The 25,930-nt window shown below is 73.6% G+C and carries 22 protein-coding genes and 1 tRNA gene; 14 read left to right on the top strand and 9 right to left on the bottom strand.

The window, feature by feature from the left end; translation table 11 throughout:
- Window positions 1-5: 5 nt before the first annotated feature.
- Window positions 6-203, top strand: a complete 198-nt coding sequence (locus H505_RS0112150) for a hypothetical protein (RefSeq protein WP_026402211.1) — start codon at window positions 6-8, stop codon at window positions 201-203.
- 46 nt (window positions 204-249) lie between these two features.
- On the opposite strand, the gene H505_RS0112145 is transcribed toward H505_RS0112150, so the two are convergent.
- The gene (locus H505_RS0112145) at window positions 250-1,704 is read right to left on the bottom strand and encodes a sensor histidine kinase (RefSeq protein ID WP_245592491.1); all 1,455 of its coding nucleotides are present in this window, start codon (window positions 1,702-1,704) and stop codon (window positions 250-252) included.
- A 197-nt stretch (window positions 1,705-1,901) separates the two neighbouring features.
- On the opposite strand from H505_RS0112145, the gene eno reads away from it, so the two are divergent.
- The 4 genes from eno to H505_RS0112125 are packed head-to-tail and all read left to right on the top strand — an operon-like array spanning window position 1,902 to window position 5,215.
- On the top strand, window positions 1,902-3,185 hold the full coding sequence (eno, locus tag H505_RS0112140) for a phosphopyruvate hydratase (RefSeq protein WP_026402209.1): 1,284 nt from the start codon (window positions 1,902-1,904) through the stop codon (window positions 3,183-3,185).
- A gap of 11 nt (window positions 3,186-3,196) precedes the next feature.
- Complete coding sequence (locus tag H505_RS0112135) at window positions 3,197-3,637, top strand: FtsB family cell division protein (protein WP_084550158.1); 441 nt, start codon at window positions 3,197-3,199, stop codon at window positions 3,635-3,637.
- A gap of 55 nt (window positions 3,638-3,692) precedes the next feature.
- Window positions 3,693-4,289 carry a DUF501 domain-containing protein gene (locus H505_RS0112130; protein WP_034517678.1) on the top strand — a complete coding sequence of 199 codons (597 nt, stop codon included), beginning with the start codon at window positions 3,693-3,695 and terminating at the stop codon, window positions 4,287-4,289.
- Window positions 4,286-5,215 (top strand): Ppx/GppA phosphatase family protein, encoded by a 930-nt coding sequence (locus H505_RS0112125; protein ID WP_026402206.1) that lies wholly within the window; start codon window positions 4,286-4,288, stop codon window positions 5,213-5,215. The genes H505_RS0112130 and H505_RS0112125 overlap by 4 nt, the downstream gene beginning before the upstream one ends.
- Window positions 5,216-5,222: 7 nt before the next feature.
- Here H505_RS0112125 and H505_RS47555 read toward each other — a convergent pair whose 3' ends face one another.
- The gene (locus H505_RS47555) at window positions 5,223-6,020 is read right to left on the bottom strand and encodes a DUF2510 domain-containing protein (RefSeq protein WP_026402205.1); all 798 of its coding nucleotides are present in this window, start codon (window positions 6,018-6,020) and stop codon (window positions 5,223-5,225) included.
- A 192-nt stretch (window positions 6,021-6,212) separates the two neighbouring features.
- Here H505_RS47555 and H505_RS0112115 point away from each other — a divergent pair, with 192 nt between their 5' ends.
- The 4 genes from H505_RS0112115 (at window position 6,213) to H505_RS0112100 (ending at window position 9,766) form a co-directional block, all read left to right on the top strand.
- The gene (locus H505_RS0112115; RefSeq protein ID WP_026402204.1) at window positions 6,213-7,034 is read left to right on the top strand and encodes a uracil-DNA glycosylase; all 822 of its coding nucleotides are present in this window, start codon (window positions 6,213-6,215) and stop codon (window positions 7,032-7,034) included.
- Window positions 7,035-7,166: 132 nt separating this feature from the next.
- Window positions 7,167-8,540, top strand: coding sequence for an NAD(P)/FAD-dependent oxidoreductase (locus tag H505_RS0112110; protein WP_034517675.1), 1,374 nt, complete (start codon window positions 7,167-7,169; stop codon window positions 8,538-8,540).
- A gap of 143 nt (window positions 8,541-8,683) precedes the next feature.
- Window positions 8,684-8,756: transfer RNA gene (locus tag H505_RS0112105), tRNA-Leu, on the top strand.
- A gap of 158 nt (window positions 8,757-8,914) precedes the next feature.
- Window positions 8,915-9,766, top strand: coding sequence for a Bax inhibitor-1/YccA family protein (locus H505_RS0112100; RefSeq protein ID WP_026402202.1), 852 nt, complete (start codon window positions 8,915-8,917; stop codon window positions 9,764-9,766).
- 182 nt (window positions 9,767-9,948) lie between these two features.
- Here H505_RS0112100 and H505_RS0112095 read toward each other — a convergent pair whose 3' ends face one another.
- From H505_RS0112095 to H505_RS41400, 3 genes are all read right to left on the bottom strand, one after another.
- Window positions 9,949-10,176 (bottom strand): DUF4287 domain-containing protein, encoded by a 228-nt coding sequence (locus tag H505_RS0112095; RefSeq protein WP_026402201.1) that lies wholly within the window; start codon window positions 10,174-10,176, stop codon window positions 9,949-9,951.
- 202 nt (window positions 10,177-10,378) lie between these two features.
- Entirely contained in the window at window positions 10,379-11,599 is a 1,221-nt protein-coding gene (locus tag H505_RS0112090) for an acetyl-CoA C-acetyltransferase (RefSeq protein WP_026402200.1), read from the bottom strand.
- A 205-nt stretch (window positions 11,600-11,804) separates the two neighbouring features.
- Window positions 11,805-12,854 (bottom strand): SGNH/GDSL hydrolase family protein, encoded by a 1,050-nt coding sequence (locus H505_RS41400; RefSeq protein ID WP_034517673.1) that lies wholly within the window; start codon window positions 12,852-12,854, stop codon window positions 11,805-11,807.
- 185 nt (window positions 12,855-13,039) lie between these two features.
- Here H505_RS41400 and H505_RS0112080 point away from each other — a divergent pair, with 185 nt between their 5' ends.
- The gene (locus tag H505_RS0112080) at window positions 13,040-14,446 is read left to right on the top strand and encodes a cystathionine beta-synthase (protein ID WP_026402199.1); all 1,407 of its coding nucleotides are present in this window, start codon (window positions 13,040-13,042) and stop codon (window positions 14,444-14,446) included.
- A gap of 137 nt (window positions 14,447-14,583) precedes the next feature.
- On the opposite strand, the gene H505_RS0112075 is transcribed toward H505_RS0112080, so the two are convergent.
- Window positions 14,584-16,743: an MMPL family transporter gene (locus H505_RS0112075; RefSeq protein WP_026402198.1), complete on the bottom strand. Its 2,160-nt coding sequence runs from the start codon at window positions 16,741-16,743 to the stop codon at window positions 14,584-14,586.
- Between the two features lie 158 nt (window positions 16,744-16,901).
- Here H505_RS0112075 and H505_RS0112070 point away from each other — a divergent pair, with 158 nt between their 5' ends.
- A complete protein-coding gene (locus H505_RS0112070; protein ID WP_026402197.1) occupies window positions 16,902-18,059 on the top strand; it encodes a cystathionine gamma-synthase in 1,158 nt (385 codons plus the stop codon).
- Between the two features lie 73 nt (window positions 18,060-18,132).
- A complete protein-coding gene (locus H505_RS41395) occupies window positions 18,133-19,302 on the top strand; it encodes an alpha/beta hydrolase (RefSeq protein ID WP_245592490.1) in 1,170 nt (389 codons plus the stop codon).
- A gap of 25 nt (window positions 19,303-19,327) precedes the next feature.
- On the opposite strand, the gene H505_RS0112060 is transcribed toward H505_RS41395, so the two are convergent.
- From H505_RS0112060 to H505_RS0112050, 3 genes are read right to left on the bottom strand one after another with little or no spacing between them, the layout of a single operon-like run.
- The gene (locus H505_RS0112060; protein WP_026402196.1) at window positions 19,328-19,882 is read right to left on the bottom strand and encodes a hypothetical protein; all 555 of its coding nucleotides are present in this window, start codon (window positions 19,880-19,882) and stop codon (window positions 19,328-19,330) included.
- A gap of 26 nt (window positions 19,883-19,908) precedes the next feature.
- On the bottom strand, window positions 19,909-21,969 hold the full coding sequence (locus H505_RS0112055) for a vWA domain-containing protein (protein WP_026402195.1): 2,061 nt from the start codon (window positions 21,967-21,969) through the stop codon (window positions 19,909-19,911).
- Between the two features lie 51 nt (window positions 21,970-22,020).
- Complete coding sequence (locus tag H505_RS0112050; RefSeq protein WP_026402194.1) at window positions 22,021-23,430, bottom strand: sigma 54-interacting transcriptional regulator; 1,410 nt, start codon at window positions 23,428-23,430, stop codon at window positions 22,021-22,023.
- Between the two features lie 359 nt (window positions 23,431-23,789).
- Here H505_RS0112050 and H505_RS0112045 point away from each other — a divergent pair, with 359 nt between their 5' ends.
- Entirely contained in the window at window positions 23,790-24,953 is a 1,164-nt protein-coding gene (locus H505_RS0112045; protein ID WP_026402193.1) for an FIST signal transduction protein, read from the top strand.
- On the top strand, window positions 24,950-25,915 hold the full coding sequence (locus H505_RS0112040) for an ROK family protein (protein ID WP_026402192.1): 966 nt from the start codon (window positions 24,950-24,952) through the stop codon (window positions 25,913-25,915). The genes H505_RS0112045 and H505_RS0112040 overlap by 4 nt, the downstream gene beginning before the upstream one ends.
- Window positions 25,916-25,930: the final 15 nt, after the last annotated feature.

The following is a 25,930-nucleotide window of genomic DNA, read 5'->3' as shown; positions in this document are numbered from 1 at the left end:
AACGGATGAGCGACGAGGAACGCAGCGCCCGGATCCGGGAGATCGACGAGGACCTCGCGCGGATGCGCGGCGACATCGACCCCTCCGTGGACGGCCCCCACGACATGGTGGACGCCGGGCAGAACCTCGCGGCCCGCGAGGAGCTCGCCGGTCAGATCGAGGAGCTCGAAGCCGAACGCGAACGGCTGATGCGCGGCACCTGACCCCCGCCGGGCGCGCGGGGCGTGCGGCGCGTGCGGCGGGCAGCGCTCAGCGGGGCGAGCGCTCGTCCGGCCGCGGGCCCGGCAGGCGCAGCACGAACCGCGCGCCGGGCCGCCCGTCCGTCCGGTCCGTCAGCACCAGCGTGCCGCCGTGCGCCTCCGCGATGTCCCGGGAGATCGCCAGGCCGAGGCCGGTGCCGCCCGCGTCGCGGTGCCGGCCCTGGGCCAGCCGGGTGAACCGCTCGAACACCCGCTCCCGGTCCGCCGGCGCGATCCCCGGCCCGTCGTCGATCACCTCGACGACCGCCGCCTCCGCCTCGGTCCGCACCACCACCGTCACCTCCCCGGTCGCGTGCCGGTCCGCGTTGTCCAGCAGGTTCGTCAGCGCACGCGCCAGCTCGGACCGCCCGCCGTGCACCGCGGCGGGCCCCTCCGAGAACACCGTGACCCGGCTGCGGCGCGGCCGGCGCAGGACCTCCTGGTCGGCCAGCTCCGCCAGGTCGACCGGCTCCCGCGGGAATTGCCCGTCCGCCTCCAGCCGCGCCAGCGCCAGCAGGTCGTCCGCCACCGCCGCGACCCGGTCGGTGTTGGCCAGCAGCGCCCGCAGCGTCTCCGTCAGATCCGTCGCCTCCGGATCCGACATCGCCAGCTCCAGCTCCATCCGCAGCCCCGTCAGCGGGCTGCGCAGTTCGTGCGACACGTCCGACACGAACGCCCGCTGCCGCGCCACCGCCTTCTCCAGCTGGTCGAGCGTCGCGTTCACGCTCTCCGCCAGCAGCGCGATCTCGTCCCGCTTCCCCGGCACCGGCACCCGCCGCTCCAGGTCCGTCATCGTGATCTCGTCGAGCTCCCGCCGGATCGCGGCCACCGGCCGCAGCGTCCGCCCCACCGCTACCCACGTGCCGTATCCGGCGAGCGCCCCGAGGAACGGCACGCCGAGGATCGCCAGGACGGCCGCCACGGGCCGTGGCAGGAGCGCCGGCTCGGGCGCCAGCGCGAACACGTAGAACGGCCCCGACGGCATGTCCACGCGGTACTCCACGACGAGGTGGCAGCGGCCGCCCGGTACGTCGAGGTCGCAGCCGTGCCCCTCCCGCCGGTCGTCACCGGGAGGCGGCGGGGGGAACGCCACCGCCGGCCGCCCGTCCATCGCGGGGCTCGACCCCACCACCCGGCCCCGTGCGTCCACGACCTGCAGCAGGTCGCCGTCCGACGCGAAGATCCGGTTGCGGTCCCTCAGCTCCCCGGAGCGGACGACGGTGACGACGCGCCGGGCCTCGCGCCCCAGCTCCGCCTGCACGTCGCCGACCACGTTCCGCCGGGTCGCCACCAGAAGCAGCGCGCACGCCACCGCGGCGAGGACCAGCGTCGCGAGGACCGCCGACGCGGTCACGCGCACCCTGATCTGCGAGTGGTGCAGGACGATCCGCCAGAAGCGGCGGGTCACGCCGTCGACGATGCCGCGGAGCCCGACACGGATGACGACCTCCCCGAGGTTGCGCACCCCGTTCCGGGGCGCTTCGGACGTTGAGCCGGTACCCGATGTTCCTTACCTCACCGGGCAAACAGGACCGACCTCCCCGGGTAAAAAGATCGTGCTTCCGCCGGGTCCCGCAAAGCCCCGCGCCGGGAGGCGCCTCCCCGGACGGACCGGCTAGGCTCGTGAGTCGCACCAGATCATTCCTATGCAGGGGGTTCCCCGTGTCGTCCATCAACGCCGTACTCGCCCGGGAGATCCTCGACTCCCGCGGCAACCCGACCGTGGAGGTCGAGGTACTGCTCGATGATGGGACCGAGGCGCAGGCCGCGGTGCCGAGCGGTGCGTCCACCGGCCAGTTCGAGGCGGTCGAGCTGCGGGACGGCGGCGAGCGGTACGGCGGCAAGGGCGTGCGGAACGCGGTCAAGGCCGTCAACGACACCATCGACGACAAGCTCGTCGGCTGGGACGCGGCCGACCAGCGGCTGATCGACCAGCGGCTGATCGACCTGGACGGGACGCCCGCGAAGTCGGCCCTCGGCGCGAACGCGATCCTCGGGGTGAGCCTGGCGGTGGCGAAGGCCGCGGCCGAGTCGGCGGGGCTGCCGCTGTTCCGGTACGTCGGCGGCGCGAACGCGCACCTGCTGCCGGTGCCGATGATGAACATCCTGAACGGCGGCGCGCACGCCGACACCAACGTGGACGTCCAGGAGTTCATGATCGCGCCGATCGGGGCGTCGACGTTCGCCGAGGCGGTGCGGTGGGGCGCCGAGACGTACCACGCGCTGAAGAAGGTGCTGAAGGGCAAGGGGCTGAACACCGGGCTCGGCGACGAGGGCGGCTTCGCGCCCGACCTGCCCAGCAACCGCGACGCCCTCGACCTGATCATGGAGGCGATCCGGCAGGCCGGCTTCACGCCGGGCCGCGACATCGCGCTCGCCCTCGACGTCGCCGCGACCGAGTTCCACGCCGACGGCATGTACACCTTCGAGGGCGTGAAGCGCTCGGCCGACGACATGGCCGCCTACTACGGCGAGCTGGTCGCCGAGTACCCGCTCGTCTCCATCGAGGACCCCCTCGACGAGGAGGACTGGACGGGCTGGGAGGGGCTCACCGCGGCCGTCGGCGACCGGGTGCAGCTCGTCGGCGACGACCTGTTCGTCACCAACCCGGAGCGGCTCGCCCGCGGCATCGGGTCCGGCGCGGCGAACGCGCTGCTCGTCAAGGTCAACCAGATCGGCACGCTCAGCGAGACCCTCGACGCGGTGTCGCTCGCGCAGACCAGCGGCTACCGCTGCATGATGAGCCACCGGTCCGGCGAGACCGAGGACACCACGATCGCCGACCTGGCCGTCGCGACGAACTGCGGCCAGATCAAGACGGGCGCCCCGGCGCGCAGCGACCGCGTCGCGAAGTACAACCAGCTGCTGCGCATCGAAGAGCTGCTGGACGACGCCGCCCGCTACGCCGGCGCGGCCGCGTTCCCGCGGTTCACGCCGCGCGGCTGACCGCGCGGCCGATGGCAGCCGAACACGACCGTCCGCAGGACGCCTCCCGGGGCGACGCCCCGGGAGGCGCCCGGCGCGGCGCACACGCGCTGACCAGCCGCGCGGCGATCCTCGCGGTCGTGATGTGCGCGATCGCGCTGAGCCTGGCGTACCCCGTGCGGGAGTACATCGCGCAGCGCCAGGAGATCGCCGAGCTGCGGCAGCAGGAGGCGCTGGCCCGCCAGAAGGTGGAGCGGCTCGAGGAGCAGAAGCGGCGGCTCGGCGACGAGTCGTACATTGAGCGGGAGGCCACGCAGCGCCTCCACTACTGCCGCCCGGACGCGAAGTGCTACATCGTCCTGGACGGCGGCGGCGACGGGGAGCGGCGGGCCGCGAAGGACGGCGAGCCGCGCAGGCCGCCGTGGTACGAGACGCTCTGGCGGTCCGTGGAGGCCGCCGACAGGCCGCGCTGACCGCCGGGAACCGAGACGGAACGGAAGGCGGGACGCGCGGGTGGGGACGCATGACATGATCGACGAACGCGCCGAACCGGCGGCCGAAGGCATCTCCCCGCGGGACGAGGCGGCGGTGGCGGCCCAGCTCGGCCGGGTGCCGCGCGGCGTCCGCCGGGTGGCCCACCGCTGCCCGTGCGGGAATCCCGCCGTGATCGAGACGGCGCCGCGGCTGCCCGACGGGACCCCGTTCCCGACGCTGTTCTACCTGACGTGCCCGAAGGCCGCCTCGGCGATCGGGACGCTCGAGGGGAGCGGCGTGATGCGGGAGATGCAGGCGCGGCTCGCGGACGACCCGGACCTGAAGGCCGCGTACGTCCGGGCCCACGAGGACTACCTGCGGCGCCGCGACCTGGCCGCCCGCGAGGACGGCCTGGAGCCGCTGCCCGCGGGCATGCAGAGCGCGGGCGGGATGCCCGAGCGGGTGAAGTGCCTGCACGCCCTGATCGCGCACGAGCTCGCCGTCCCGGGCGCGAACCCGTTCGGCCGGGAGGCGCTGGACGCGCTGCCGGAGTGGTGGCGGTCCGGGCCGTGCGTCCATCCCGAGGCCCCCGGCGGCCCCGCCGCCACCGAGGACACCGAGGACACCGACGACCCCGAGGAGGCCCGGTGACGCGCGTCGCCGCCGTCGACTGCGGCACCAACTCCGTCCGCCTGCTCATCGCCGACATCGACCCCGCGGCGGGCTCCCTCGCCGACGTCGAGCGCCGGATGGAGATCGTCCGGCTCGGCGAGGGCGTGGACGAGACCGGGCGGCTGTCGCCCGCCGCGCTGGAGCGGACGTTCGCCGCGATGCGCGGCTACGCGGAGCTGATCGACCGGCACGGAGCCGCCGACAAGGTCCGCGTCGTCGCGACGAGCGCGACCCGCGACGCGGCGAACCGGGACGCGTTCGTCCGCGGCGTCGTGGACATCTTCGGCGTCGTCCCCGAGGTGATCACCGGGGACGAGGAGGCGGAGCTGTCGTTCGTCGGCGCGACCCGCGAGCTGGCGGAGCTGCGCCCGGCCCGCCCCTACCTGGTGGTCGACATCGGCGGCGGCTCCACCGAGTTCGTGCTGGGCAGCACGTCGGTGCAGGCGGCGCGGTCGATCGACATCGGCTGCGTGCGGATGACCGAGCGGCACCTGAAGGACGGCGACCCGCCGTCGCCGGAGCAGATCGCGGCGGCCGTCGCCGACATCGACGCCCAGCTCGCGGCCGTCCGGGAGACCGTGCCGGTGGACGAGGCGCGCACGCTCGTCGGCCTCGCCGGGTCGGTGACGACGGTGTCGGGCATCGCGCTCGACCTGCCCGAGTACGACCCGTCCCGCATCCACCTGTCGCGCGTCATGGCGGCGCAGGTGCACGAGGTGACGCGGCGGCTGCTGCACGCGACGCGGGACGAGCGGTCCCGGTTCGGCGTCATGCATCCGGGGCGGGTCGACGTGATCGGCGCGGGCGCCCTCATCCTCGACCGGATCATGCGCGAGTACGGGTTCGGGGCGGTCGTGGTCAGCGAGCACGACATCCTCGACGGCCTCGCCTGGTCGCTGGTCTGAGGCCCGGTCACCCCTTCAGCCGGTCGAGGAGCGCCGGGATGAGGACGGCGTTCGGGTTCTGCTGCGGCACGTAGAGGACGGCGTCGGGGCCGGTGGCCTGCCGGATCCAGACGCGGCCGCCGTCCACGACGGCGCCGGAGATCGCCGACCAGCTCAGCGACACCCGCGCGCCCCGCACCCCGCCGGGGTGGACGGTCAGGCCGTGCGCGACGTCGACCGCCTCGCCCGCGCGGACGTGCTCGGCGAGCTGCGCGACGAGGCGGGGTTCGGCGCGCACCTGGCACAGCCGGATCAGCCGCCCCCACACCTCCTCCGGGCCGCCGACCGCGCCGGGCGCGTGCCGGGGGACGGACGCCTCGTCCAGCACCACCTCGACGCGGGGGCCGCCGTGGAACGGGTGCCGCCCCACCTGGAAGATCCACTGCGCGGGGCGCCCGGAGCCGTCCGCGCCGTCCGCCGCCCAGTACGCGACCCATTCGACGTACTGCCAGATCAGGGACTCGCCGCCGAACGCGACGCCGTGGTCGTCGGCGCGCAGCCGCACTCCGTGGACGACGACGTCGAGCGCCTGCTCGGCCGGCGGCGCCTGCCAGGAGCGGTCGGCCTGCGGGGCGGCGTGCGGGGCGGCCTGCGGGGCGGTGCGGGGGTCGGCGTGCACCGCGGCGTCGGACGGGCGGCGCCGGGGGAGCGGGGCGCGACCGGGCGCGGCGGGTTCCGGATTGAGGCGGTCGCTCCAGTTCCGGCCGTCCCACCAGCGCAGGCTGCCGGTCCCGTAGGGGTCCGGGTACCAGCCGGGTTGCGACAATGCAGACTCCGTTCGCAAGGACGACAAGGCGTCCGTTCTCCCCGATCGGCGAACGCATCGTACCGACGCGGCCCCCGGTTCGGCGGCTGTTGGTCGGAACCGGCCACAGGGAAAACGTCGGAACCGGCCACCGGGAACACCAGGGGACACCGGCGGGACCGGCGCGGGCGACGCGCGTGCGAGGATCGGGGCATGTCCACCGCCAACGCCCCGTTCGTCCCGCCCGGTTCCGGCTGGCCGGAGGACCCCGCGCGCCCGGACACGCCCGTCGCGCACGGCGCCGGCGAGGTGGTCGAGCTGGCGGCGGGCGCCCCGGACCTGGACGAGCTGTGCGCGCGGCAGTCGGTGTGCCGGGCGTGCGAGCGGCTGGTGGAGTGGCGCGAGCAGGTCGCGGTGAAGCGCCGCCGGGCGTTCGCGGACGAGGAGTACTGGGGGCGCCCGGTGGCCGGGTGGGGCGATCCGGAGCCGCGCATCATGATCGTCGGGCTGGCGCCGGCCGCGCACGGCGGGAACCGCACCGGGCGGATCTTCACGGGGGACCGGTCGGGCGACTGGCTGTTCGCGTCGCTGCACCGGGTGGGGCTGGCGGCGCTGCCGACGAGCGTGCGCGCGGGGGACGGGCAGCGGCTGATCGGCGCGCGGATGGCGGCGACGGTCCGCTGCGCGCCGCCCGACAACAAGCCGACGCCGCTGGAGCGCACGGCGTGCCTGCCGTGGCTGGCGCGCGAGATCGAGGACGTGGCGGCGTCCGTCCGGTGCATCGTGTGCCTCGGCGGGTTCGCCTGGCAGGGGGTGTGGCCGGCGCTGAAGCAGGCGGGCTACGGGCTGCCGCGGCCGCGCCCGAAGTTCGGGCACGGCGCGGAGGCCGAGCTGCCGCCGCCGCCGGGGCATCCGCGCCGCGAGCCGGTGCTGCTGCTGGGGTGCTACCACCCGAGCCAGCAGAACACGTTCACCGGACGCGTCACGGAGGAGATGCTGGACGCCGTGTTCGTGCGGGCACGCGACTACGAGTAGCCCCGTATTGGTGCGTTCTCCTGCGCATGGCGCTTTTCGGTCGGTACAAAGTCTGATATCGGCGAAGTAGTCGCAAAGGCGGCAATAGCGGAAGATACGTGAGTCGGCGCCGAATGCGGGTACCGGCCCGGTATGCCTTCCGAGCGCACCGCGGATTCCGCGAAGCACATCGTGATCGTCGGCGGCGGGTACGTCGGCATGTACACGGCGCTGCGCCTGCAGCGGAAGCTGCGGGGCGAACTGCGCCGCGGCGAGGTCGCCGTCACCGTCATCGACCCGCAGTCGTACATGACCTACCAGCCGTTCCTGCCCGAGGCGGCGGCGGGGAACCTGGAGCCCCGGCACGTCGTGGCGCCGCTGCGGCGGGTCCTGTCGGGCTGCCGGGTCGTCAACGGGTACGTGACGAAGATCGAGCACGCCAAACGGCGCGTGACCCTCTGCCCCGCCGGGACGAGCACCGCGGGCGTCCCGGAGCGCCACGTGCACTACGACCGGCTCGTCCTCGCCCTCGGGTCGATCTCCAAGACGCTGCCGATCCCCGGCCTGGCCGAGTGCGGCATCGGCTTCAAGACCATCGAGGAGGCCATCTTCCTGCGCAACCACGTCATCCACCAGCTCGACATCGCCGAGTCCAACCCGGACGACGCGGAGGTGCGGCGCCGCGCGCTGACGTTCGTGTTCGTCGGCGCCGGGTTCGCGGGGGTGGAGGCGATGGCGGAGCTGGAGGACATGGCCCGGCTCGCCTGCCGCTGGTACCCGCACATCGACCCCGAGGAGATGCGCTGGGTGATGGTGGAGGCCACCGACCGGATCCTGCCCGAGGTCGGCCCGGAGATGGGCCGCTGGACGGCGGAGGCGCTGCGCGCGCGGGGCATCGAGGTGAAGCTGGACACGCTGCTGAAGTCGGCGCGGGGACGGCACATCGTGCTCAGCGACGGCGAGGAGTTCGACGCCGGCACGCTGGTGTGGACGGCGGGCGTGAAGCCGCACCCGGTGGTGCGGCAGAGCGACCTGCCGCTCGACGAGCGCGGCCGGGTTAAGGCCACCGCCGAGCTGACCGTGGACGGCGCCGAGCACGCCTACACCGCCGGCGACAACGCGGCCGTCCCGGACCTGACCGAGACCGGCGAGTTCACGGCGCCGAACGCGCAGCACGCCGTCCGGCAGGCCAAGCGGCTCGCCGACAACATCGTCGCGGACATGCGCGGCCGCCCCCGCAAGCCCTACCGGCACGCCTACGTGGGGTCGGTGGCCAGCCTCGGCCTGCACAAGGGCGTCGCGAACGTGTACGGGATCAAGCTGCGGGGCTGGCCCGCGTGGTTCATGCACCGCACCTACCACCTGTCGCGGATGCCGACCGTGAACCGCAAGTTCCGGATCACCGCGGACTGGACGCTCGCCATGTTCTTCCGCCGCGAGATGGTCTCGCTCGGCGAGCTGGAGCGGCCGCGCGAGGAGTTCGAGCTGGCCGCCGGGCGCCCGCAGGGGGTTCCGGCCGCGCGCTGAGCGGCCCGGGCGGCTCCGGAGCGGCTCGGGAGCGGTTCCGGAGCGGCTCGGGAGCGGTTCCGGAGCGGCAATGCGCGGGTGAAGGCGCGCCGTACGGATTGTTTTCCGCCGGGCGGCTCATGTGCTCCCGGTATGATTGCGCCGCCCCTGTAGCCCAATGGCAGAGGCGGGCTCCCTAAAAGAGCTTTTGTGTCGGTTCGAATCCGACCAGGGGCATGGGCGGCGGGCCGGCGTTCCGATTCGGGCGCCGGCCCGACGTGTCCGAGAACACGCGTCCGGCGGACCGCCGGCCGGATACTCCGTGATCAGCACTGCGTTCGGTGGGTACTCCGCGTTTAGACTGGAGTCCGGTTCGATCAACGTGGAGGCTCCGAATGGAGAGCAGGAACCCGGCGTTCCGGGGCCGTTCCTTCCAGCAACGCGCGGACGGCGCCGCGTACGGCGCGCCCGGGCACTACGGCGCGCCGGGCATGGAGCAGGGCTACGGCGCCCCCGGCCACGGCGGCTCCGGGTACGGCGTGCAGGCGCCGCCCGCGGCTCCGCCGGCCACCCGCCCGATGACCCTCGACGACGTCGTCGTCCGCGGGTTCATGACGCTGGCCACCCTCATCGCCACCGGCGCCCTGGCCTGGGCGCTGGTGCCCGTCGAACTCTCGGTGCCCGTGATGGTCGTCGCGCTCGTCGCGATGATCGGCGTCTGGGCGTTCATCACGTTCGGGCGCAAGGCGAACGCGCCGATGGTGCTGGCGTTCGCCGCGCTCTACGGCGTCGCCGTCGGGATCATCAGCCACGCCTACAACGACCTGTACCACGGCGTGGTGCTCCAGGCCGTGATCGGGACGGCGCTCGCGTTCGCCGCGACGCTCGCCGTGTACGCGCTGCGCATCGTCCGGGTCACGCCGAAGTTCGTGCGGTTCGTCGTCGCGGCGGGGGCCGCGCTCGTCGGGCTGATGCTGGTCAACCTCGTGGTGGTCCTCTTCGGCGGGGAGGACGGCATCGGCATCCGCGACCCCGACAACCCGCTCGCGTACGTGTTCAGCGTCGTCGCGATCCTGGTGGGCTGCTTCTTCCTGCTGCTCGACTTCGACGCCGTCGAGGACGGCGTCCGGGCCGGCGCGCCGGAGAAGTTCGCCTGGTACTGCGCGTTCGGCCTCGTGCTGAGCCTGGTGTGGATCTACCTGGAGATCCTGCGGCTGCTGTCGTACTTCTACGCGTCCCGCGACTGACGCGGACGCCGCCCGCCGGACGTCCGTCCGCGGGCTCCCGCGCAAGAACCAGCCCCTCGCCGGCTCCGGTGAGGGGCTGGTTCGCGTGGGATCTCGGCGCCGGTGGCGTGACGGCTCGGGCGCCGCGCCTGCGGGGATGTGCCGTGGCGGGATCCCAGCGGTTCCGGGACGCGCCGGGCTCTTCAGTAGTGCCGGGCGCGGCGGGCGCGCTCGTGCTCGCGCACCAGCGCGGCGGCGTAGCCGTGGGTGAGGTTGTGCTCCTCGGCCAGCCAGGTGCTGCGTTCCTCGCAGCGGGAGAACGACGGTCCGTTCTCGATCGCGGTGAACCACTCGGGAAGGTCACGTCCGGTGACGTGCGGGATGCGGGCGATGAGCTTGCTGTGCGTCTCCGGCGAGTGGTTCAGTGACAATTGGCACCTCCAGGTCGCGGGGCTCTTCCTGGCACTGTGCAACACGCGTCCGGATGTGACAAGACCCTAACGGGGACCTATCCGTTGCGTAACGTAGATCATTCATGACGATGACCTGCGGCGGAACGCGCGAACGGCCCGTGCGGCGGGCGCTGCGGCGCCCCGCACGGGCCGTTCGGCCGTTCCGGGAGTGGCGGACGGGTCAGGAGAGGCGCTCGAGCACCATCGCCATGCCCTGGCCGCCGCCGACGCACATCGTCTCCAGGCCGAACTGCTTGTCGTGGAACTTCAGGCCGTTCAGGAGCGTGGAGGTGATGCGGGCGCCGGTCATGCCGAACGGGTGGCCGACCGCGATCGCGCCGCCGTTGACGTTCAGCCGGTCGAGGTCGATGCCGAGGTCCTCGGCGGACGGCAGCACCTGCGCGGCGAACGCCTCGTTGATCTCGACGAGGTCGATGTCGCCGATGGTCATGCCGGCCTTGGCGAGCGCCTTGCGGGACGCCTCCACCGGGCCGAGGCCCATGATCTCGGGGGACAGGCCGGTGACGCCGGTCGACACGACCCGCGCGAGCGGGGTGATGCCGAGTTCGGCGGCCTTGGTGTCGCTCATGATGACGACCGCGGCGGCGCCGTCGTTCAGCGGGCAGCAGTTGGCCGCGGTGACCGTGCCGTCCGGGCGGAAGGACGGCTGGAGCTGCGACACCTTCTCGTAGGTGGTGCCGGGGCGGGGGCCGTCGTCCTTGGAGACGACGGTGCCGTCCGGCAGCGTCACCGGGGTGATGTCCGTCTCCCAGAAGCCGTTGGCGATGGCCTTCTCGGCGAGGTTCTGCGAGCGGACGCCGAACTCGTCCTGCGCCTGGCGGGTCACGCCGCGCAGCGACGCGACGTTCTCGGCGGTCTGCCCCATCGCGATGTAGACGTCCGGGATCCGGCCGTCCTCGCGCGGGTCGCGCCAGACGCCGGCGCCGCCCTCGGCGGCCTTGGCGACGCGGGCCTGCGCGTCGGCGAACACCGGGTTCTGGGTGTCGGGGAGCCCGTCGCTGCTGCCCTTGGCGAAGCGGCTGACGGTCTCGACGCCGGCCGAGACGATGACGTCGGCCTCGCCCGCCTTGATCGCGTGCAGCGCCATCCGGGTGGTCTGCAGCGAGGACGAGCAGTAGCGGGTGATCGTGGCGCCGGGGACGTCGTCCCAGCCCAGCAGCACCGACACCACGCGGGCCATGTTGTAGCCCTGCTCGCCGCCGGGCAGGCCGCAGCCGAGCAGCAGGTCGTCGATCTGGGACGGCTGCAGCTGCGGGACCTTCGCCATCGCGGCGGTGATCATCTGGGCGGTGAGGTCGTCGGGACGGATGTCCTTCAGCGACCCCTTGAAGGCGCGGCCGATCGGCGAGCGAGCGGTCGCGACGATGACTGCCTCGGGCATGTGCGGGTCTCCTGTCTCGAGCGGCCGGTCGGCGAACCGGCGTCCCCTGCGGGCGGTTGCGGCGGACGGTGTTACTCGCCGGTCATCGCAATCTAGCCCCACGTCCTCCGCCCGGTACACGGCGGGGGGCCGGGTATGTTGACGATGAGTCAAATAAGTGCTGACTTACTCCGATACGCGCAATCGGTGCCCCTCACGTGCGCGTTCACGATGTGGCGGCGCCCGGTTCGGTCCGGGCCGCCGCCTCCGGGCCCGCGTGCGGCTCCGGCTCCGCGGAGCGCCGCCGCAGCAGCCGGGCCCAGCGCCCCCGCGGACCCCGCTCGCGGCCCGCGACCGACGCGCCCGACACCTCCGTGCCGGCCCGCTCCGCCGCCGCGGCCGCCGCCAGGTACACCGGCAGCACCCCGTCGCCGATCCGCGTCTCCACCGGCCACGCCTCCAGATCGGGCTCCAGGGACAGCGCCGACGCCAGCGACGGCAGCAGCGCCGCCGCCGCGGCCGCGTAGCCCCGCGCCGACGGGTGGTACCGGTCCGCGCTGAACATCGCGTGCGGGTCCGCCGCGAACTCCCGCCCGAGCAGGTCGCCGATCGACACCGACCGGCCGCCCCGCTCCACCACCGCGATCGTCTGCGCCGCCGCGAGCTGCCGGCTCGCCCGCCGCGCGATCCACCGCAGCGGCTGCATCAGCGGCTTCACCGACCCGAGGTCCGGGCAGGTGCCCGCCACCACCTGCGCGCCCGCCTCCCGCAGCCGCGCCACCGCCTCCGCCAGGTGCCGGACGGACTCCGCCGCGGGCACCCGGGACGTGACGTCGTTCGCCCCCACCATGACCACCGCGAGGTCCGGGCGGACCTCCAGCGCGCGCTCCACCTGCCCGGCCAGCGCCGCCGACCGCGCGCCCGGCCGGGCCACGTTCGTCAGCCGCACCGGCCGTCCGGCCAGCTCCGCCAGCCCGCCCGCCAGCACCGCCGCGGGCGTCTCCGCCGGGGTGTGCACCCCGAGCCCCGCGGCCGTCGAGTCGCCCAGCACCACCAGCGACAGCGGCGCCGCCCCGCGCCCCGCCCGCCCGTACGCCTCGCCGTACAGGCCGTCCGCGGCCGGCGGGTCGCCGTTCGGCGTCGCCAGGATGATCTTCCGGGCGAGCCGCGCCTCCACCATGACCAGCGCGAACGTGGCGCCGCCGAGGGCCGTGATGCCCCCGCCCCCGTAGGCCGCCGCCGCCGCGATGCGACGCGCCGTGAACGCTCTCAGCATGACCCACTACCCTCCGTGCCCGCTGCATACCCGCCGCCCACCGTGTTGATGCCCGCCCCGACCGATCTCGGCTAACGTCGGAAACGGAGATCTAACCGGGGCCGTACCAGGTCGTCCGCGCGAACCGCGGTCCGATCCGGCAGGCTGAACACCCGGACCGAACGCGGAACGACAAGGATGTCGCGGTGCACGTACACGATTCGCTGGTCGAGCTGATGGGCAACACCCCGCTCGTTCGGCTGCGCAAGGTGACCGAGGGCTTCACCGAGGCCGGGGGGCCGCAGGTCCTCGCCAAGGTGGAGTACTTCAACCCCGGAGGCTCGGTGAAGGACCGCATCGCGGTCCGCATGATCGACGCTGCGGAGGCGTCCGGGGAGCTGAAGCCCGGCGGGACGATCGTCGAGCCGACGTCCGGCAACACCGGCGTCGGGCTCGCCATCGTGGCGCAGGAGCGCGGCTACCGCTGCGTCTTCGTCTGCCCCGACAAGGTCGCCAAGGACAAGGTCGACGTGCTGCGCGCCTACGGCGCCGAGGTCGTGGTGTGCCCCACGGCCGTGAACCCCGACCACCCCGACTCGTACTACTCGGTGTCGGACCGCCTCGCCGCCGAGATCCCCGGCGCCTGGAAGCCGAACCAGTACGTGAACCCGCAGAACCCGGCGTCCCACTACGCGACGACCGGGCCCGAGCTGTGGGAGCAGACCGAGGGCCGCATCACGCACTTCGTCGCGGGCATCGGCACCGGCGGCACGATCAGCGGCGCCGGGAAGTACCTCAAGGAGGTCTCCGGCGGGCGCGTGCAGGTCATCGGCGCCGACCCGGAGGGCTCGGTGTACTCCGGCGGCAGCGGCCGCCCCTACCTGACCGAGGGCGTCGGCGAGGACATCTGGCCCGAGACCTACGACCGCGAGATCTGCGACCGGGTCATCGCCGTGTCCGACAAGGACTCCTTCGTCATGACCCGGCGGCTCGCCCGCGAGGAGGCCCTGCTCGTCGGCGGCTCCTGCGGCATGGCGGTCGTCGCCGCGCTGCGCGTCGCCGCCGAGGCCGACGACGACGCGGTGATCGTCGTCCTGCTCCCGGACGGCGGCCGCGGCTACCTCTCGAAGATCTTCAGCGACGAGTGGATGCACCAGCACGGCTTCAGCGAGGACCGCACCACGGAGCCGACGGTGGGCGACGTCCTGGCGCAGAAGGCGGACGCGGAGTCGGAGGGCATCCCGAACTTCGTGCACATGCACCCGACCGAGACCGTCGGGGAGGCGGTGAAGGTCCTCCGGGAGTTCGGCGTGTCGCAGATGCCGGTGGTGTCGCCCGGCGCGGGCCACCCGGACGTGATGGCCGGCGAGGTGATCGGCGCGGTCGAGGAGCGGGTCCTCCTGCACGCCCTGTACGCCGACCACGCGGGCGCCGACGACCCGCTCGAGAAGCACATGAGCCCGCCGCTGCCCGTCGTCGGCTCGGGCGAGCCGGTGGCGCGGATGGTCTCGGTGCTCGAGAAGCGGGACGCGGTGGGGGTCCTGGTCGACGGCAAGCCCTCGGGCATCGTCACCCGCCAGGACATCCTGGCCTTCCTCGCCCCCGGCGCCTGACCCGCCCCGCACTCCGGAGACGCAGAGGCCCCCGGCTCTCGACGAGCCGGGGGCCTCTGCGCGAGGGTGCCGGGTTGCGGGGCGGTCCGTGGGCGGCGTTTCCGACCGCCCCGCAACCCGGCGTCTGCGGGATCCCGCTAGGAGCGGGTTCCAGAGGGGGCGTACCGGTCCTCGACCGGGCCCACCGGGCCGGACGGCGGGTCCTTCGGCTTCGCGCGTCCCGGCCACCAGGCGCGCTGGCCCAGCAGGGCGGTGATCCCCGGCACCAGGAAGATCGACATCACGAAGGCGGAGAGCGCGATGCCCAGCGCGATCGAGAAGCCCATCTGCTGGAGCATCGAGACGCTCGCCAGCAGCATCACCGAGAACGTCCCGGCGAGGATCAGGCCCGCCGCGGCGACCGTCGGGCCGCCGTGCTGGACGGCCAGCGCCGCGGCCTTGCGCGGCTCGTGGCCCTCCTTGGCCTCCTCGCGGAGCCGCGCGGTCATCAGGATGTTGTAGTCGGTCCCGATGGCCAGCACGAACAGGTACAGCATGATCGGCAGGTGGAAGATCTCCCCCGGTTCGCCCAGGAGGCCCTGGAAGACGAACACCGCGGAGCCCAGCGTGGCGGCGAAGCCCAGGAGCACCGCCGGGACCAGGTACAGCGGCGCCACCACCGAGCGCAGCAGCAGGAGCAGGATCAGCGCGATCAGCACCCCGGCGACCGGGAGGATCACCGACAGGTCGCGGTTGACGACCTTGTTGATGTCGGCGTAGATCGCGGCCTCACCGCCGACGTACACCTTGGTGCCCTCGGGCGCCATGTCGTGCACCGCCGGGTTCAGGTCGTCCTTCACCAGGTTGATCGACTCGTTGCTGACCGGGTTGCCGTTCAGCAGCAGGTTGACGCGGCCGACCTTGGGGTCCTGGCCGAGCTCGGCGGGCGCGACGCCGCCGACGCCGGGCAGCGACTTGGCCTGCTGCCCGAAGGCGTCCAGCTCGGCCTTGGTGAGCGGCTGCCCGTCGGTGGACTCCACCATGACCTCCACCGGCCTGGTCTGGCCGGCCGGGAAGCCCTTCTGCATGTCCTTGATGGCCTGGGCGGACTCGGTGTCCTGCGGGAAGCTGGACTGGAAGTCGTAGTTGGACTTGAAGCCGAACACACCGGTCGCCAGCGCGATCATCACGGCGGCCGCGGCCAGCGCGACGATCGCCGGGCGCTTGCCGACCAGCGCGCCGAGCCTGGCCGACACGGCGCCCTTCGGCTGCTTCTTCCACGCCTTGGACGGCCAGAACACCGCGGTGCCGAGGATCGACAGCAGCGCCGGGAACACCGTCAGCGACGTGATGCCCATGACGAGGACGCCGATGGCGAGCGACGGGCCCCACGCGGCGAAGATCCCGAACGAGGCCAGCATCAGCACGACGAACGTGGCGGCGATCGCGGCGGCCGCGGAGGTGATGACCTCGCCGACCCGCGTGACCGCCTGGATCAGCGCCTCCTTGCGCTCCACGCCGGTCCGCAGCAGCTCGCGGTAGCGGAACAGGACGAACAGGTAGTAGTCGGCGCCGACGCCGAACAGGACGATCGTCAGGATGATCTGCAGGCTGTCGTCACCGGAGAAGTCGAGCACCTTCGAGGCGGCGCCGATCAGCCCCATCGACAACTGCTCGGTGACGATGATCACGATGATCGGCAGGATCGCGGCGATCGGGGCCCGGAAGATCAGCAGGATCAGTCCGATGATCAGGGCGAAGGTGGCGACCGTGATCAGCAGGAAGGACTGGGTGAAGGAGTCCTCGTTGTCGACGAACATCGCGACGTCGCCGCCGACCTTGGCCTCCAGCCCGCTGCCCAGGACCTCGGGCAGCTTCTCCCGGAGGTCCTTGATGGCCTGGCTCTGGTCCTGGGCCTCGGCCCCGGTCGCCAGCTCCATCGGCACGGTGATCAACTGGATGCTCTTGTTCGGCGCGACCGTCTGCGGGCCGGTCATGAACCCGAGGACCGTCGGGTACTTCTCGGCCGTCAGCGCTTTGGCGGCCTCACCGATCTTGGCGCTGTCCTGCGGCGTGATCTTCCCGCCGTCGGTCCGCTGCACCACGATCAGCGAGCTGGCCTCCGCCTGCTGAGGGAAGGCGTCGGACGCGAGCTCGGCGGCCTGGACGGACTCGTATCCGGAGGGCAGGAACTCGCCCTGGTCCGATTCGGTTGTCAGTTTGGGGGAGAAGGCGATGATGACGACTGCCGCCGCCAGCCAGGCCACGATCGTCCACCACGGGTGTCTCACGACGAAGCGTGCGAGCCCAGCGAACATGCGTCTTCCTTCGGTTCAGAGGAGGGGTGCGGATGCCTATCAAACGGTAGAGATCCGGCGCCCCGTTGAGGTCACCCCGTGCGCCGAACTTGGTGCTGATACCTCGGGGGGACCCTCTCCTCCTTCAGGAGGGCAAGGCGGCGGATAGCCTCGTTCCCATGGACAACGACGTTCACCTGGGTTTCGAGACGGTGGCCATCCACGCCGGCCAGGAGCCGGACCCCGTCACCGGGGCGGTGGTCCCGCCGATCTACCAGGTCTCGACCTATAAGCAGGACGGCATCGGGGGGTTGCGCGGAGGCTACGAGTACTCCCGATCGGCCAATCCCACGCGTACGTCGCTGGAAGTATGCCTCGCCGAGATCGAGGGCGGCGCCCGCGGCCTGGCGTTCGCGTCCGGCCTCGCCGCCGAGGACGCGCTGCTGCGCACCGTCTGCCGCCCGGGCGACCACGTGATCATCCCGAACGACGCCTACGGCGGCACCTACCGGCTGTTCGCGAAGGTCGCCGAACCGTGGGGCGTCGCGTTCGACCCGGTGCCGCTCGGCGACGTCGCCGCCGTGCGGGCCGCCGTCCGCCCCGAAACGAAGATCATCTGGGTGGAGACGCCGACGAACCCGCTGCTCGGGGTGGCCGACATCGCGGTGCTCGCGTCGGTCGCCCGCGACGCCGGCGCGCTCCTCGTCGTCGACAACACCTTCGCCTCGCCCTACCTGCAGCGTCCGCTGGAGCTCGGCGCCGACATCGTCGTGCACTCCACCACCAAGTACATCGGCGGCCACTCCGACGTCGTCGGCGGCGCGCTGATCGTCTCCGACCCGGGGCTGGGCGAGCGGCTCGCGTTCAACCAGAACTCGATGGGCGCCGTCGCCGGCCCCTTCGACGCCTGGCTGACGCTGCGCGGCATCAAGACCCTCGGCGTCCGCATGGACCGGCACTGCGCGAACGCCGAACGGGTCGTCGACCTGCTCACGCGGCACCCGTCCGTCCGGCAGGTGCTCTACCCGGGGCTGCCCGACCACCCGGGCCACGAGACCGCCGCCAAGCAGATGAAGGGGTTCGGCGGCATGGTCTCCTTCCGGATGGAGTCGGAGGAGGCCGCCGTCCGCGTCTGCGAGCGGACGAAGCTGTTCACGCTCGGCGAGTCCCTCGGCGGCGTCGAGTCGCTCATCGAGCACCCCGGCCGGATGACGCACGCGTCCGCGGCCGGGTCGCCGCTGGAAGTGCCCGCCGACCTGGTGCGGCTGTCGGTCGGCATCGAGGACGCCGCCGACCTCCTCCACGACCTCGAGGACGCGCTCGGCCGAACCGAATGACCCTTCCCGCGCGTTCTTGATCAAAACCTCTTATGATGAGCGCGCCAGGTTTCCGTGTGCGAAGGGGTCCCGGGTGCGCAAGGCAGTGGTGTTCAGTGCGGCTCTCGCCGCGACGTGCGCGTCGGCCGTGGCCGTCCCCGTGGCGGCGCAGGCCGCGTCGCCCGCACCGACGGCTCCGGGCACCCCCGCACCGGGCACCTCCGCACCGGGCACCGGCACGGACGGCCCGTCGGGCGCGCCGCCGAGCGCCCCGGCGGACGCGCCGACGACGCCGCGGGGCACCCCGTCCGACCCGGCCGACGGCACGGTCACCGCCAGCGCCGTCATGGTGACGCCCGAGCTGCCGCGGACCGAGACGTACTCCTACGGGCCCGACGACCTCCAGCAGGTCGACGCCTACTGGACGACCGCCGAGCGCGGCGCCGCGCCGCGCCCGGCCGTCCTGGTCGTCCACGGCGGCTACTGGCTGCAGGGCGACAAGAGCGCCTGGGAGTACTTCGCGCGCCGCCTCGTCGCCGACGGCTACGTCGTCCTGTCGGCGAACTACCGGCTCGCGCCCGCCGCGCAGTGGCCCGCGCAGCGGACCGACGCGCTCGCGGCGCTGAACTTCCTCAAGACCAACGCCGCCCGCTGGAACGCCGACCCCGAGCGCGTCGTGGTGATCGGCTCGTCCTCCGGCGGGCACCTCGCCACCCAGCTCGGCACGTACGGCGACGGCGGCGAGCGGGTCCGCGGCGTGATCGCGCTGTCGCCGCCGAACGACCCGGAGCTCGCCTACACCGACGGCGGCGCGGCCACCGCGAACTACCAGCAGCGCAAGCTGCGCCGCGCCGTCACCGACCTGCTCGGCTGCGACCCGGCCGACGCCGCCGCCGGGTCGCGCTGCTGGAAGCTGCTCGAGGACAGCAAGTCCGCGAGCCACGTCGGCGGCGAGGACGTCCCGATGCTGCTCATGCACGGGACGGCCGAGTTCGTGCCGGTCACCGAGAGCCGCGGCCTGGCGACCGCGCTGCGCGCCGCCGGGATCGAGGCGACCATCAAGACGGTCGAGGGGTCCGCGCACGCCGCGGCGCTGCTGAACCACCCCGACACCTACCCGATGATCACCGAGTGGCTCGGGAAGCGCCTCGCCCCCGCGGCGCCCGGCGGCGGCACCGGCCGGGAGGACGACGAGGGCGGCGAGCACGACTCCCCGGCCGATCTCCCCAGCGCCCTCCCGACCCAGCGCGCCACCGACGACTGACCGCGCCGCCGGGGCCGCGCTCCGGTCAGCCGTTCCACACCATCAGCACCAGGATCACCAGCCAGATCAGCGCGATGACCCCCGACAGCGCCGCGATCCGGCCGCGCTCCACCTGCGCGACGTCCGCCCCCGACGCGGCGGCGGCCTTCGCGTCCGCGGCCTTCGCGTCGTCGGCCTTCGCGTCCTCCGGCCGCTCCGCGCCGCCGGCGGTCTCACCCGCGGCGGGCGCGGACGGGCCGGCCGGGACGGCCGCGGCGCCCGCCGTCTCCAGCAGGTGCACCGCCCGCCGCTGGTCGCGGTCCACGATCAGCAGCAGCACCAGCGCGACGATGAACAGCGTCATGGACGCCGACAGCCACATCTGGTCGAACTGCCCGGATCCCAGGAGCATCCCGAACAGGAAGATGCCCAGGCACGCCACGCCGTAGATCTGCGTGGTCCGGTTCAGGTACCGCACGACCGACGTGTTGCCCTTGCGGATGTAGCGCGGCGTGGACATCGTCGCGGCGGTCAGCGGCCCCAGCGTGAAGATCGCGAAGCCGATGTGCAGGATCAGCAGCAGGTGGTCGGAAGTCGACATGACGCCGACCCTAGCCCCCGCGGGCGCTACCTGCGGCCTCGCCGCACCCGCAGGTAGTCGCTCACCACGTACTCGCCGAGCCGCTGCGCGTCCGGCGCGAAGACGCGGCCGCCGTTGCGGCGCGCGACCTCCTCCACGAACGACACCAGCCGCCGGTCGTCGGCCAGCATGAAGAAGTTCATCCCCGCACCGCGCCGCGTCATCTTGTCGACCTCCGCGAGCGTCAGCACCAGCGTCTCGGTGGACGGCGGGTAGTCGAACAGCGAGCGCCCGTCCGGACGCAGGTGCGCGGTCGGCTCCCCGTCGGTCACCACGAGCACGATCGGCTCGAAGTCGGGGTGCCGGTCCAGGTGGCGGCCCGCGATCATCAGCGCGTGGTGCAGGTTCGTGCCCTGCACCATGTCCCAGTCGAGCCCCGCCATCTCCGTCGGGTGCAGGGTCCGCGCGTAGTTCGAGAAGCCGATGATCTGGATGGCGTCCTGCGGGAACTTGCTCGTCACGAGCGTGTGCAGGGCGAGCGTCGTCTGCTTCGCCGCCGCCCACGTCCCGCGCAGCACCATCGAGTACGACAGGTCGACCAGCAGGCAGACGGCCGCGCCCGTGCGCCGTTCCGTCTCGTGGACCTCGAAGTCGTCCACGCCCAGCCGGACGGGCCGCGGCCCCGGCACCCCGCCGCCGCCCGCACCGCCGCCGGGCAGGACGTCCGCGCGCGAACCGTTCGCGGACGGCTCGGCGGGCGCGGGCTCGGCGACCCGCGCGACCGGCCCGGCCATCGCGCCGCGCCGCACCGCGTTGCTCACCGTCCGGACGACGTCGAGGGGCTGCTCGTCCCCGAACCGCCACGGGCGGCTCGACCCGGTCAGCTCGCCCGCCTGCCCGGCGTCGCGCTGGTCGTGGTCGCCGGACCGGCCCGACGCGAGCTGCGCGAACACCCGCCGCAGCGCCGTCTCGCCGAGCCGCCGCACCGCCTTCGGCGTCAGTTCGAGCTTGCCGCGGTTGCGGCGCAGGTAGCCCTGCCGCTCCAGCTCCGCCTCGATCCGCCGGAGCGCCTGCAGGTCGTCGACGGCGCGGCGGCCCAGCGCGCGCCGCACGGCGTCCTCGTCGATGTCGTCCAGCCGCGCGCCCGGGTACTCCTGCCCCAGCGCGGCCTCCAGCTCGGCGAGGTCGGCGAGTTCCGCCAGCGCGGACGTCGCGTCGCCCATGCCCAGCGGGTCGTCGCCGGTCATCGGCTCGGCGCCGCCCCAGCCGAGGTCGGGGCGGCGGGTGCGCAGCGCGTCGCCCAGCCGCGTCATCTCCATCGCGAGGCCCGCGTCCTTCATGACCTCGTCCATCAGCCCGGCCAGCTCCGCCCGCTGCTCGGGGCTGAGCGACGCCATCAGCCGGTCCATCGCGGCGGCGCGCCGGGCCAGCGCGTCCACCAGCTCCTCGAGGTTCTCCGGACGGTCGGGGAAGAACTCCCCGTACTCGTCCATGAAGCGGTCGAAGTCCTCCTGGGTGTGCTCGCCCCGGGCGTCCTTCTCGAGCATCCCGTTCAGCGCGGCCATCATGTCCTTGACGCGCTGCATCTGCGCGGGGTCCTGGCTCTGCAGGGCCTGCTTCATCCCCTGGAACTGCGCGTCGAGCACCTCGCTGCGCAGCAGGTCCTTCAGCTTCTCGAACGTCGCCCGCGCCGCGTCCGACGCCCACTCGTAGTTCGCCAGCCGCCGCACGGCCTGCGACGTGTCGTCCGGCAGCGTGTCCAGCTCGGCCTCGCGCAGCCGCGCGTCGTCGCTCGGGTCGGGGAACAGCTCGGCGCGCTCCTGCCCGACGGCGGTGTCGAGCAGCGCCCGCGCCTGCTCCAGGGTGCCGTCCAGCCGGCCCCGGTCGCGCAGCGCGCGCCGCCGCTCCCGGACCTCGCGGAGCAGGTCGTCCAGCCCGCGCCCGTCGCGGCCCGGCAGCCCGCGGCGCAGCAGGTCGCGCAGTGCGTCGCCCGCCCGCGTCCCGTCCAGGACCGCGTCGCCCACGGCGTCGAGGGCGCCGCGGACGTCGTAGGGCGGGGCCAGCGGGTCGGGCCCGTCCTCGTACGCGCCGTACCGGTATCGGCTCACAGTCGCGCCCCCAATCGGTGGCCCTCAGGTGCGGTAGGTGCCTCAGGTGCCTCAGGTGCGGTAGGTGGACGTCCCGTCGGCGGCGTCCTTCGACAGCCGCCGGGTGAGGAACAGCCCCTCCAGGGCGAACTCCAGCGCGGCCGCCGCCTGCCCGGGGGAGTCCCCGGACATGCCGAGCCGCTCCATCATCCGCGCCAGGCCCGGGATCTGCCCGACGCGGCGCAGCAGCTCCGACGCCGGCACCAGCTCGCCCGACTCCACGCTGTCGCCCGCGTCGAACTTGTCCAACAGCCCGCTCAGGTCGGCGGCGCCGAGCGTCCGCCGGTAGGTCTCGGCGACGGCCCGCCGCAGCAGGTGCTCCAGCACCTCCTGCTCGCGGCCCTCCTCGCTGACCTCGAACTCCACCTTGCCGAGCAGCGCGGGCACGACCGCGGGCAGGTCGCACACCCGCGCGACCGCGCGCTCCTCGCCGGTCAGCGCCGCCCGCCGCACCGCGCCCGCCGCGACCGTCTCGGCGCCCGCCAGCGCGAACCGCGCCGACACGCCGGACCGCGCGTCGACCGCCGTCGACTCGCGGACCAGCCGGGTGAACCGGCCGATCACCTCGACCAGGTGGTCGGGCACCTCGGCGGGCACCCCGCCGAGGTCGGCGAAGTCGGACTCCTGCCGGATGAGCTCCAGCTCGGCGTCCAGCTCCAGCGGGTAGTGGGTGCGGATCTCCGCGCCGAACCGGTCCTTCAGCGGCGTGATGATCCGGCCGCGGTTGGTGTAGTCCTCGGGGTTGGCGCTCGCGACGAGCAGGACGTCCAGCGGCAGCCGCAGCGCGTAGCCGCGGATCTGGACGTCGCGCTCCTCGAGCACGTTGAGCAGCGCGACCTGGATCCGCTCGGCGAGGTCGGGCAGCTCGTTGATGGAGAAGACACCCCGGTTCGTCCGCGGGACGAGCCCGAAGTGCACGGTCTCGGGGTCGCCGAGCGTCCGGCCCTCGGCGACCTTGATCGGGTCGACGTCGCCGATGAGGTCGCCGACGCTGGTGTCGGGCGTCGCGAGCTTCTCCCCGTACCGCTCGTCCCGGTGCTTCCACGCCACCGGCAGCCCGTCCCCGAGCTCCTCGGCGAGCCTGCGGCAGCGCACGCACACCGGCGCGTACGGATGGTCGTTGATCTCGCACCCGGCGACGACCGGCGTCCACTCGTCCAGCAGGCCGGCCAGGGTGCGGATCAGCCGCGTCTTGCCCTGCCCGCGCTCGCCCAGCAGCACCAGGTCGTGCCCGGCGAGCAGCGCCCGTTCCAGGTGGGGGAGGACGGTCTCGTCGAATCCGAGGATTCCGGGGAACCGCGGCTCGCCCGATCTCAGGCGGTCGAGCAGGTTGTGCCGGATCTCGGCCTTCACCGAACGCTGGACGTGACCGCTGTTGCGCAGCTCGCCCACCGTGGTCTCGCGGGGTGTGGATGCACGCACGAGATCGACACTACGTCATGGATCGGGGGGGCGACCCCCCAAACTTTCCCGGGTGCAAGGGGCCGCGTGGTGTGCCGTGCAGGCCCTCGTGTCCGGCGGCCCCGTGGGATCGGTGTCCAACGTCGCGACGCCCGGTTTTCTCGAGGCGGCGGTTTACGGCGGCTTGCGTGATCGTCCCCGAGGGAGAGGCCCTGAACCGGGCCACGCGTCGCGCGGAGCGCCGGGGGGCTTCGAGACAGCACGCGAGGATCGTCGTCCCCGTGCCGGGGGTTCCAGGGGGTCGGCCCGCTGGGCTAACACCCCCGTTCGGGGGGAGACTGGAAGGGTGAACCGAGCCCGATACACGAGGAGGCGGCGCCATGGCTCGATTCGGTGACGGGCTGGCTGTCGGCCCGGATCTGTCCAGTGCCGCCGTGACGGCGGTGGAGGAGGCGCTCGCGCCGCTGAGCGCTGCGCCCGACCTGGTCTGCGTGTTCATCAGCGGGGACGATCCGGACGAGATCGAGGCGGCGGCGCACGGGGCGGCGCTGGCCGCGGGGCCCGCGGTGATGATCGGGTGCAGCGGCGCCGGGGTCATCGGCGCCGGGCGCGGGGTGGAGGAGACGGGCGCGGTGAGCGCGTGGGCGGCGGTGCTGCCCGGCGCGCGGATCGACCCGTTCCGCCTCGAGACGCTGCGGTCCGACGACCGGTTGATCGTCGTCGGGATGCCCGAGGGGCAGGACGACGACGTGGTGGGCGTGCTGCTCACCGACCCCTACAGCTTCCCCGTGGACGCGTTCGTCGAGCGTTCGGACGACGCCCTGCCGGGGCTGCCGCTGGTCGGCGGGCTCGCGGAGGGCACCGGGCCGGGGACGGTGCGGCTGTTCGTCGACGGCGAGGTCCACTCCGACGGGGCCGTCGGCGTGGTGATCGGCGGGTCGGTGGCGGCGGCGACGCTGGTCAGCCAGGGGGCGCGGCCGATCGGGCCCGACATGGTCGTGACCCGCGCCGAGGAGAACGTCCTCTACGAGCTGGCGGGCACCCCGGCGCTGGAGAAGCTCGAGGAGATCGTCATCGGGCTGCCCGAGGACGAGCAGGAGATGGCGGGACGCGGACTGCTGATCGGTGTCGCGATGGACGAGTACGCCGACGAGCACGAGCACGGCGACTTCCTCGTGCGCGGCGTCGTCGGGGCCGACACCGAGAACGGCGCGATCGCGATCGGGGACGTCGTCGACGTGGGCCGCACGGTCCGGTTCCAGGTGCGGGACGCGGGCGCCGCCGAGGAGGACCTCGCGGCGCTGCTGGAGCGGTTCGACATGGCGCCGGTCGAGGGCGCGCTGCTGTTCTCCTGCAACGGGCGCGGGAAGGCGATGTTCGCCGACTCCGACCACGACGCGAAGGTGCTGGACCGCGCGTTCGGGCCGGCGGGCGTCGGCGGGTTCTTCGCGGCCGGGGAGATCGGGCCGGTGTCGGGGCGCAACCACGTGCACGGGTTCACGGCGTCGATCCTGGCGTTCGGCCGCGCGGGGGACCACGCGTGACCGACACCGCTCCCGCGACCCGTCCGGTCCTCGCGATCGACATCGGCGGGACGAAGCTCGCCGCGGCGCTCGTCGAGGAGAGCGGGCGCATCGTCGCCTACGACCGGGCCCCGACGCCGAACGCGCCGGACCGCGACGCCGAGGACCTGTGGCGGGCGCTCGACGCGCTCCTCGACAAGGTCGTCGCGGAGGGCGGCGCGCCCGACCTCGCGGGCGTCGGGGTGGGCTGCGGCGGCCCGATGACGTGGCCCGCGGCGGAGGTGTCGCCGCTGAACATCCCCGCGTGGCGGGGGTTCCCGCTGCGCGGGCGGCTCCGCGAGCGGCACCCGGGCCTGCCCGTCCGGGTGCACAACGACGCGATCTGCGTCGCGATCGGGGAGCACTGGCGCGGCGCGGGCCGCGGCCGCGCGAACGTGCTGGGCATGGTGGTGTCCACGGGCGTCGGCGGCGGGCTCGTCCTCGGCGGGCGGCTCGTCGACGGCGCCAGCGGCAACGCCGGGCACGTCGGGCACGTGGTCGTCGACCCGGACGGGCCGCGGTGCGGCTGCGGCGGCCGCGGGTGCCTGGAGGCGGTCGCGCGGGGCCCCGGCCTCGTGGCGTGGGCCCGCGAGCACGGCTGGCGGGCGGACGAGCCCGGCGGGACCGGCGTCGAGCTGGCCGCGGACGCGCGGGACGGCGAGCCGGTCGCGGTCGCGGCGATGCGGCGCGCCGGGCGGGCCCTCGGCATCGCGATCGCGTCCGCGACGCACCTGTGCGACCTGGAGGTCGTGGCGATCGGCGGCGGGGTCTCGCAGGCGGGGCCGCTGCTGTTCGACCCGCTGCGGGAGGCGTTCGACGCGCACGCCCGGATGGAGTTCGCGCGCCGCCTGGAGATCGTCCCGGCGGCGCTCGGGCAGCCCGCGGGCCTCATCGGCGCCGCCGCGCTGATCTTCGCTCCCGGCCGTTACTGGAACGCGGACTGAGCCGTTACCGGGCCG

It is taken from the genome of Actinomadura rifamycini DSM 43936, from assembly GCF_000425065.1.
GTDB classification, from domain to species: Bacteria; Actinomycetota; Actinomycetes; order Streptosporangiales; family Streptosporangiaceae; genus Spirillospora; species Spirillospora rifamycini.
Note: the sequence above shows the minus strand (reverse complement) of the source record. Positions and strands in the feature narration are given on the sequence as shown.

Excerpts from the sequence above, each read along its gene's own strand:
- H505_RS0112150 (WP_026402211.1), top strand. The coding sequence starts at position 6 with ATGAGCGACGAGGAACGCAGCGCCCGGATCCGGGAGATCGACGAGGAC.
- H505_RS0112135 (WP_084550158.1), top strand. The coding sequence starts at position 3,197 with ATGGCAGCCGAACACGACCGTCCGCAGGACGCCTCCCGGGGCGACGCC.
- H505_RS0112130 (WP_034517678.1), top strand. The coding sequence starts at position 3,693 with ATGATCGACGAACGCGCCGAACCGGCGGCCGAAGGCATCTCCCCGCGG.
- H505_RS0112115 (WP_026402204.1), top strand. The coding sequence starts at position 6,213 with ATGTCCACCGCCAACGCCCCGTTCGTCCCGCCCGGTTCCGGCTGGCCG.
- H505_RS0112110 (WP_034517675.1), top strand. The coding sequence starts at position 7,167 with ATGCCTTCCGAGCGCACCGCGGATTCCGCGAAGCACATCGTGATCGTC.
- H505_RS0112100 (WP_026402202.1), top strand. The coding sequence starts at position 8,915 with ATGGAGAGCAGGAACCCGGCGTTCCGGGGCCGTTCCTTCCAGCAACGC.
- H505_RS0112090 (WP_026402200.1), bottom strand. The coding sequence starts at position 11,599 with ATGCCCGAGGCAGTCATCGTCGCGACCGCTCGCTCGCCGATCGGCCGC.
- H505_RS41400 (WP_034517673.1), bottom strand. The coding sequence starts at position 12,854 with ATGCTGAGAGCGTTCACGGCGCGTCGCATCGCGGCGGCGGCGGCCTAC.
- H505_RS0112075 (WP_026402198.1), bottom strand. The coding sequence starts at position 16,743 with ATGTTCGCTGGGCTCGCACGCTTCGTCGTGAGACACCCGTGGTGGACG.
- H505_RS0112070 (WP_026402197.1), top strand. The coding sequence starts at position 16,902 with ATGGACAACGACGTTCACCTGGGTTTCGAGACGGTGGCCATCCACGCC.
- H505_RS0112060 (WP_026402196.1), bottom strand. The coding sequence starts at position 19,882 with ATGTCGACTTCCGACCACCTGCTGCTGATCCTGCACATCGGCTTCGCG.
- H505_RS0112045 (WP_026402193.1), top strand. The coding sequence starts at position 23,790 with ATGGCTCGATTCGGTGACGGGCTGGCTGTCGGCCCGGATCTGTCCAGT.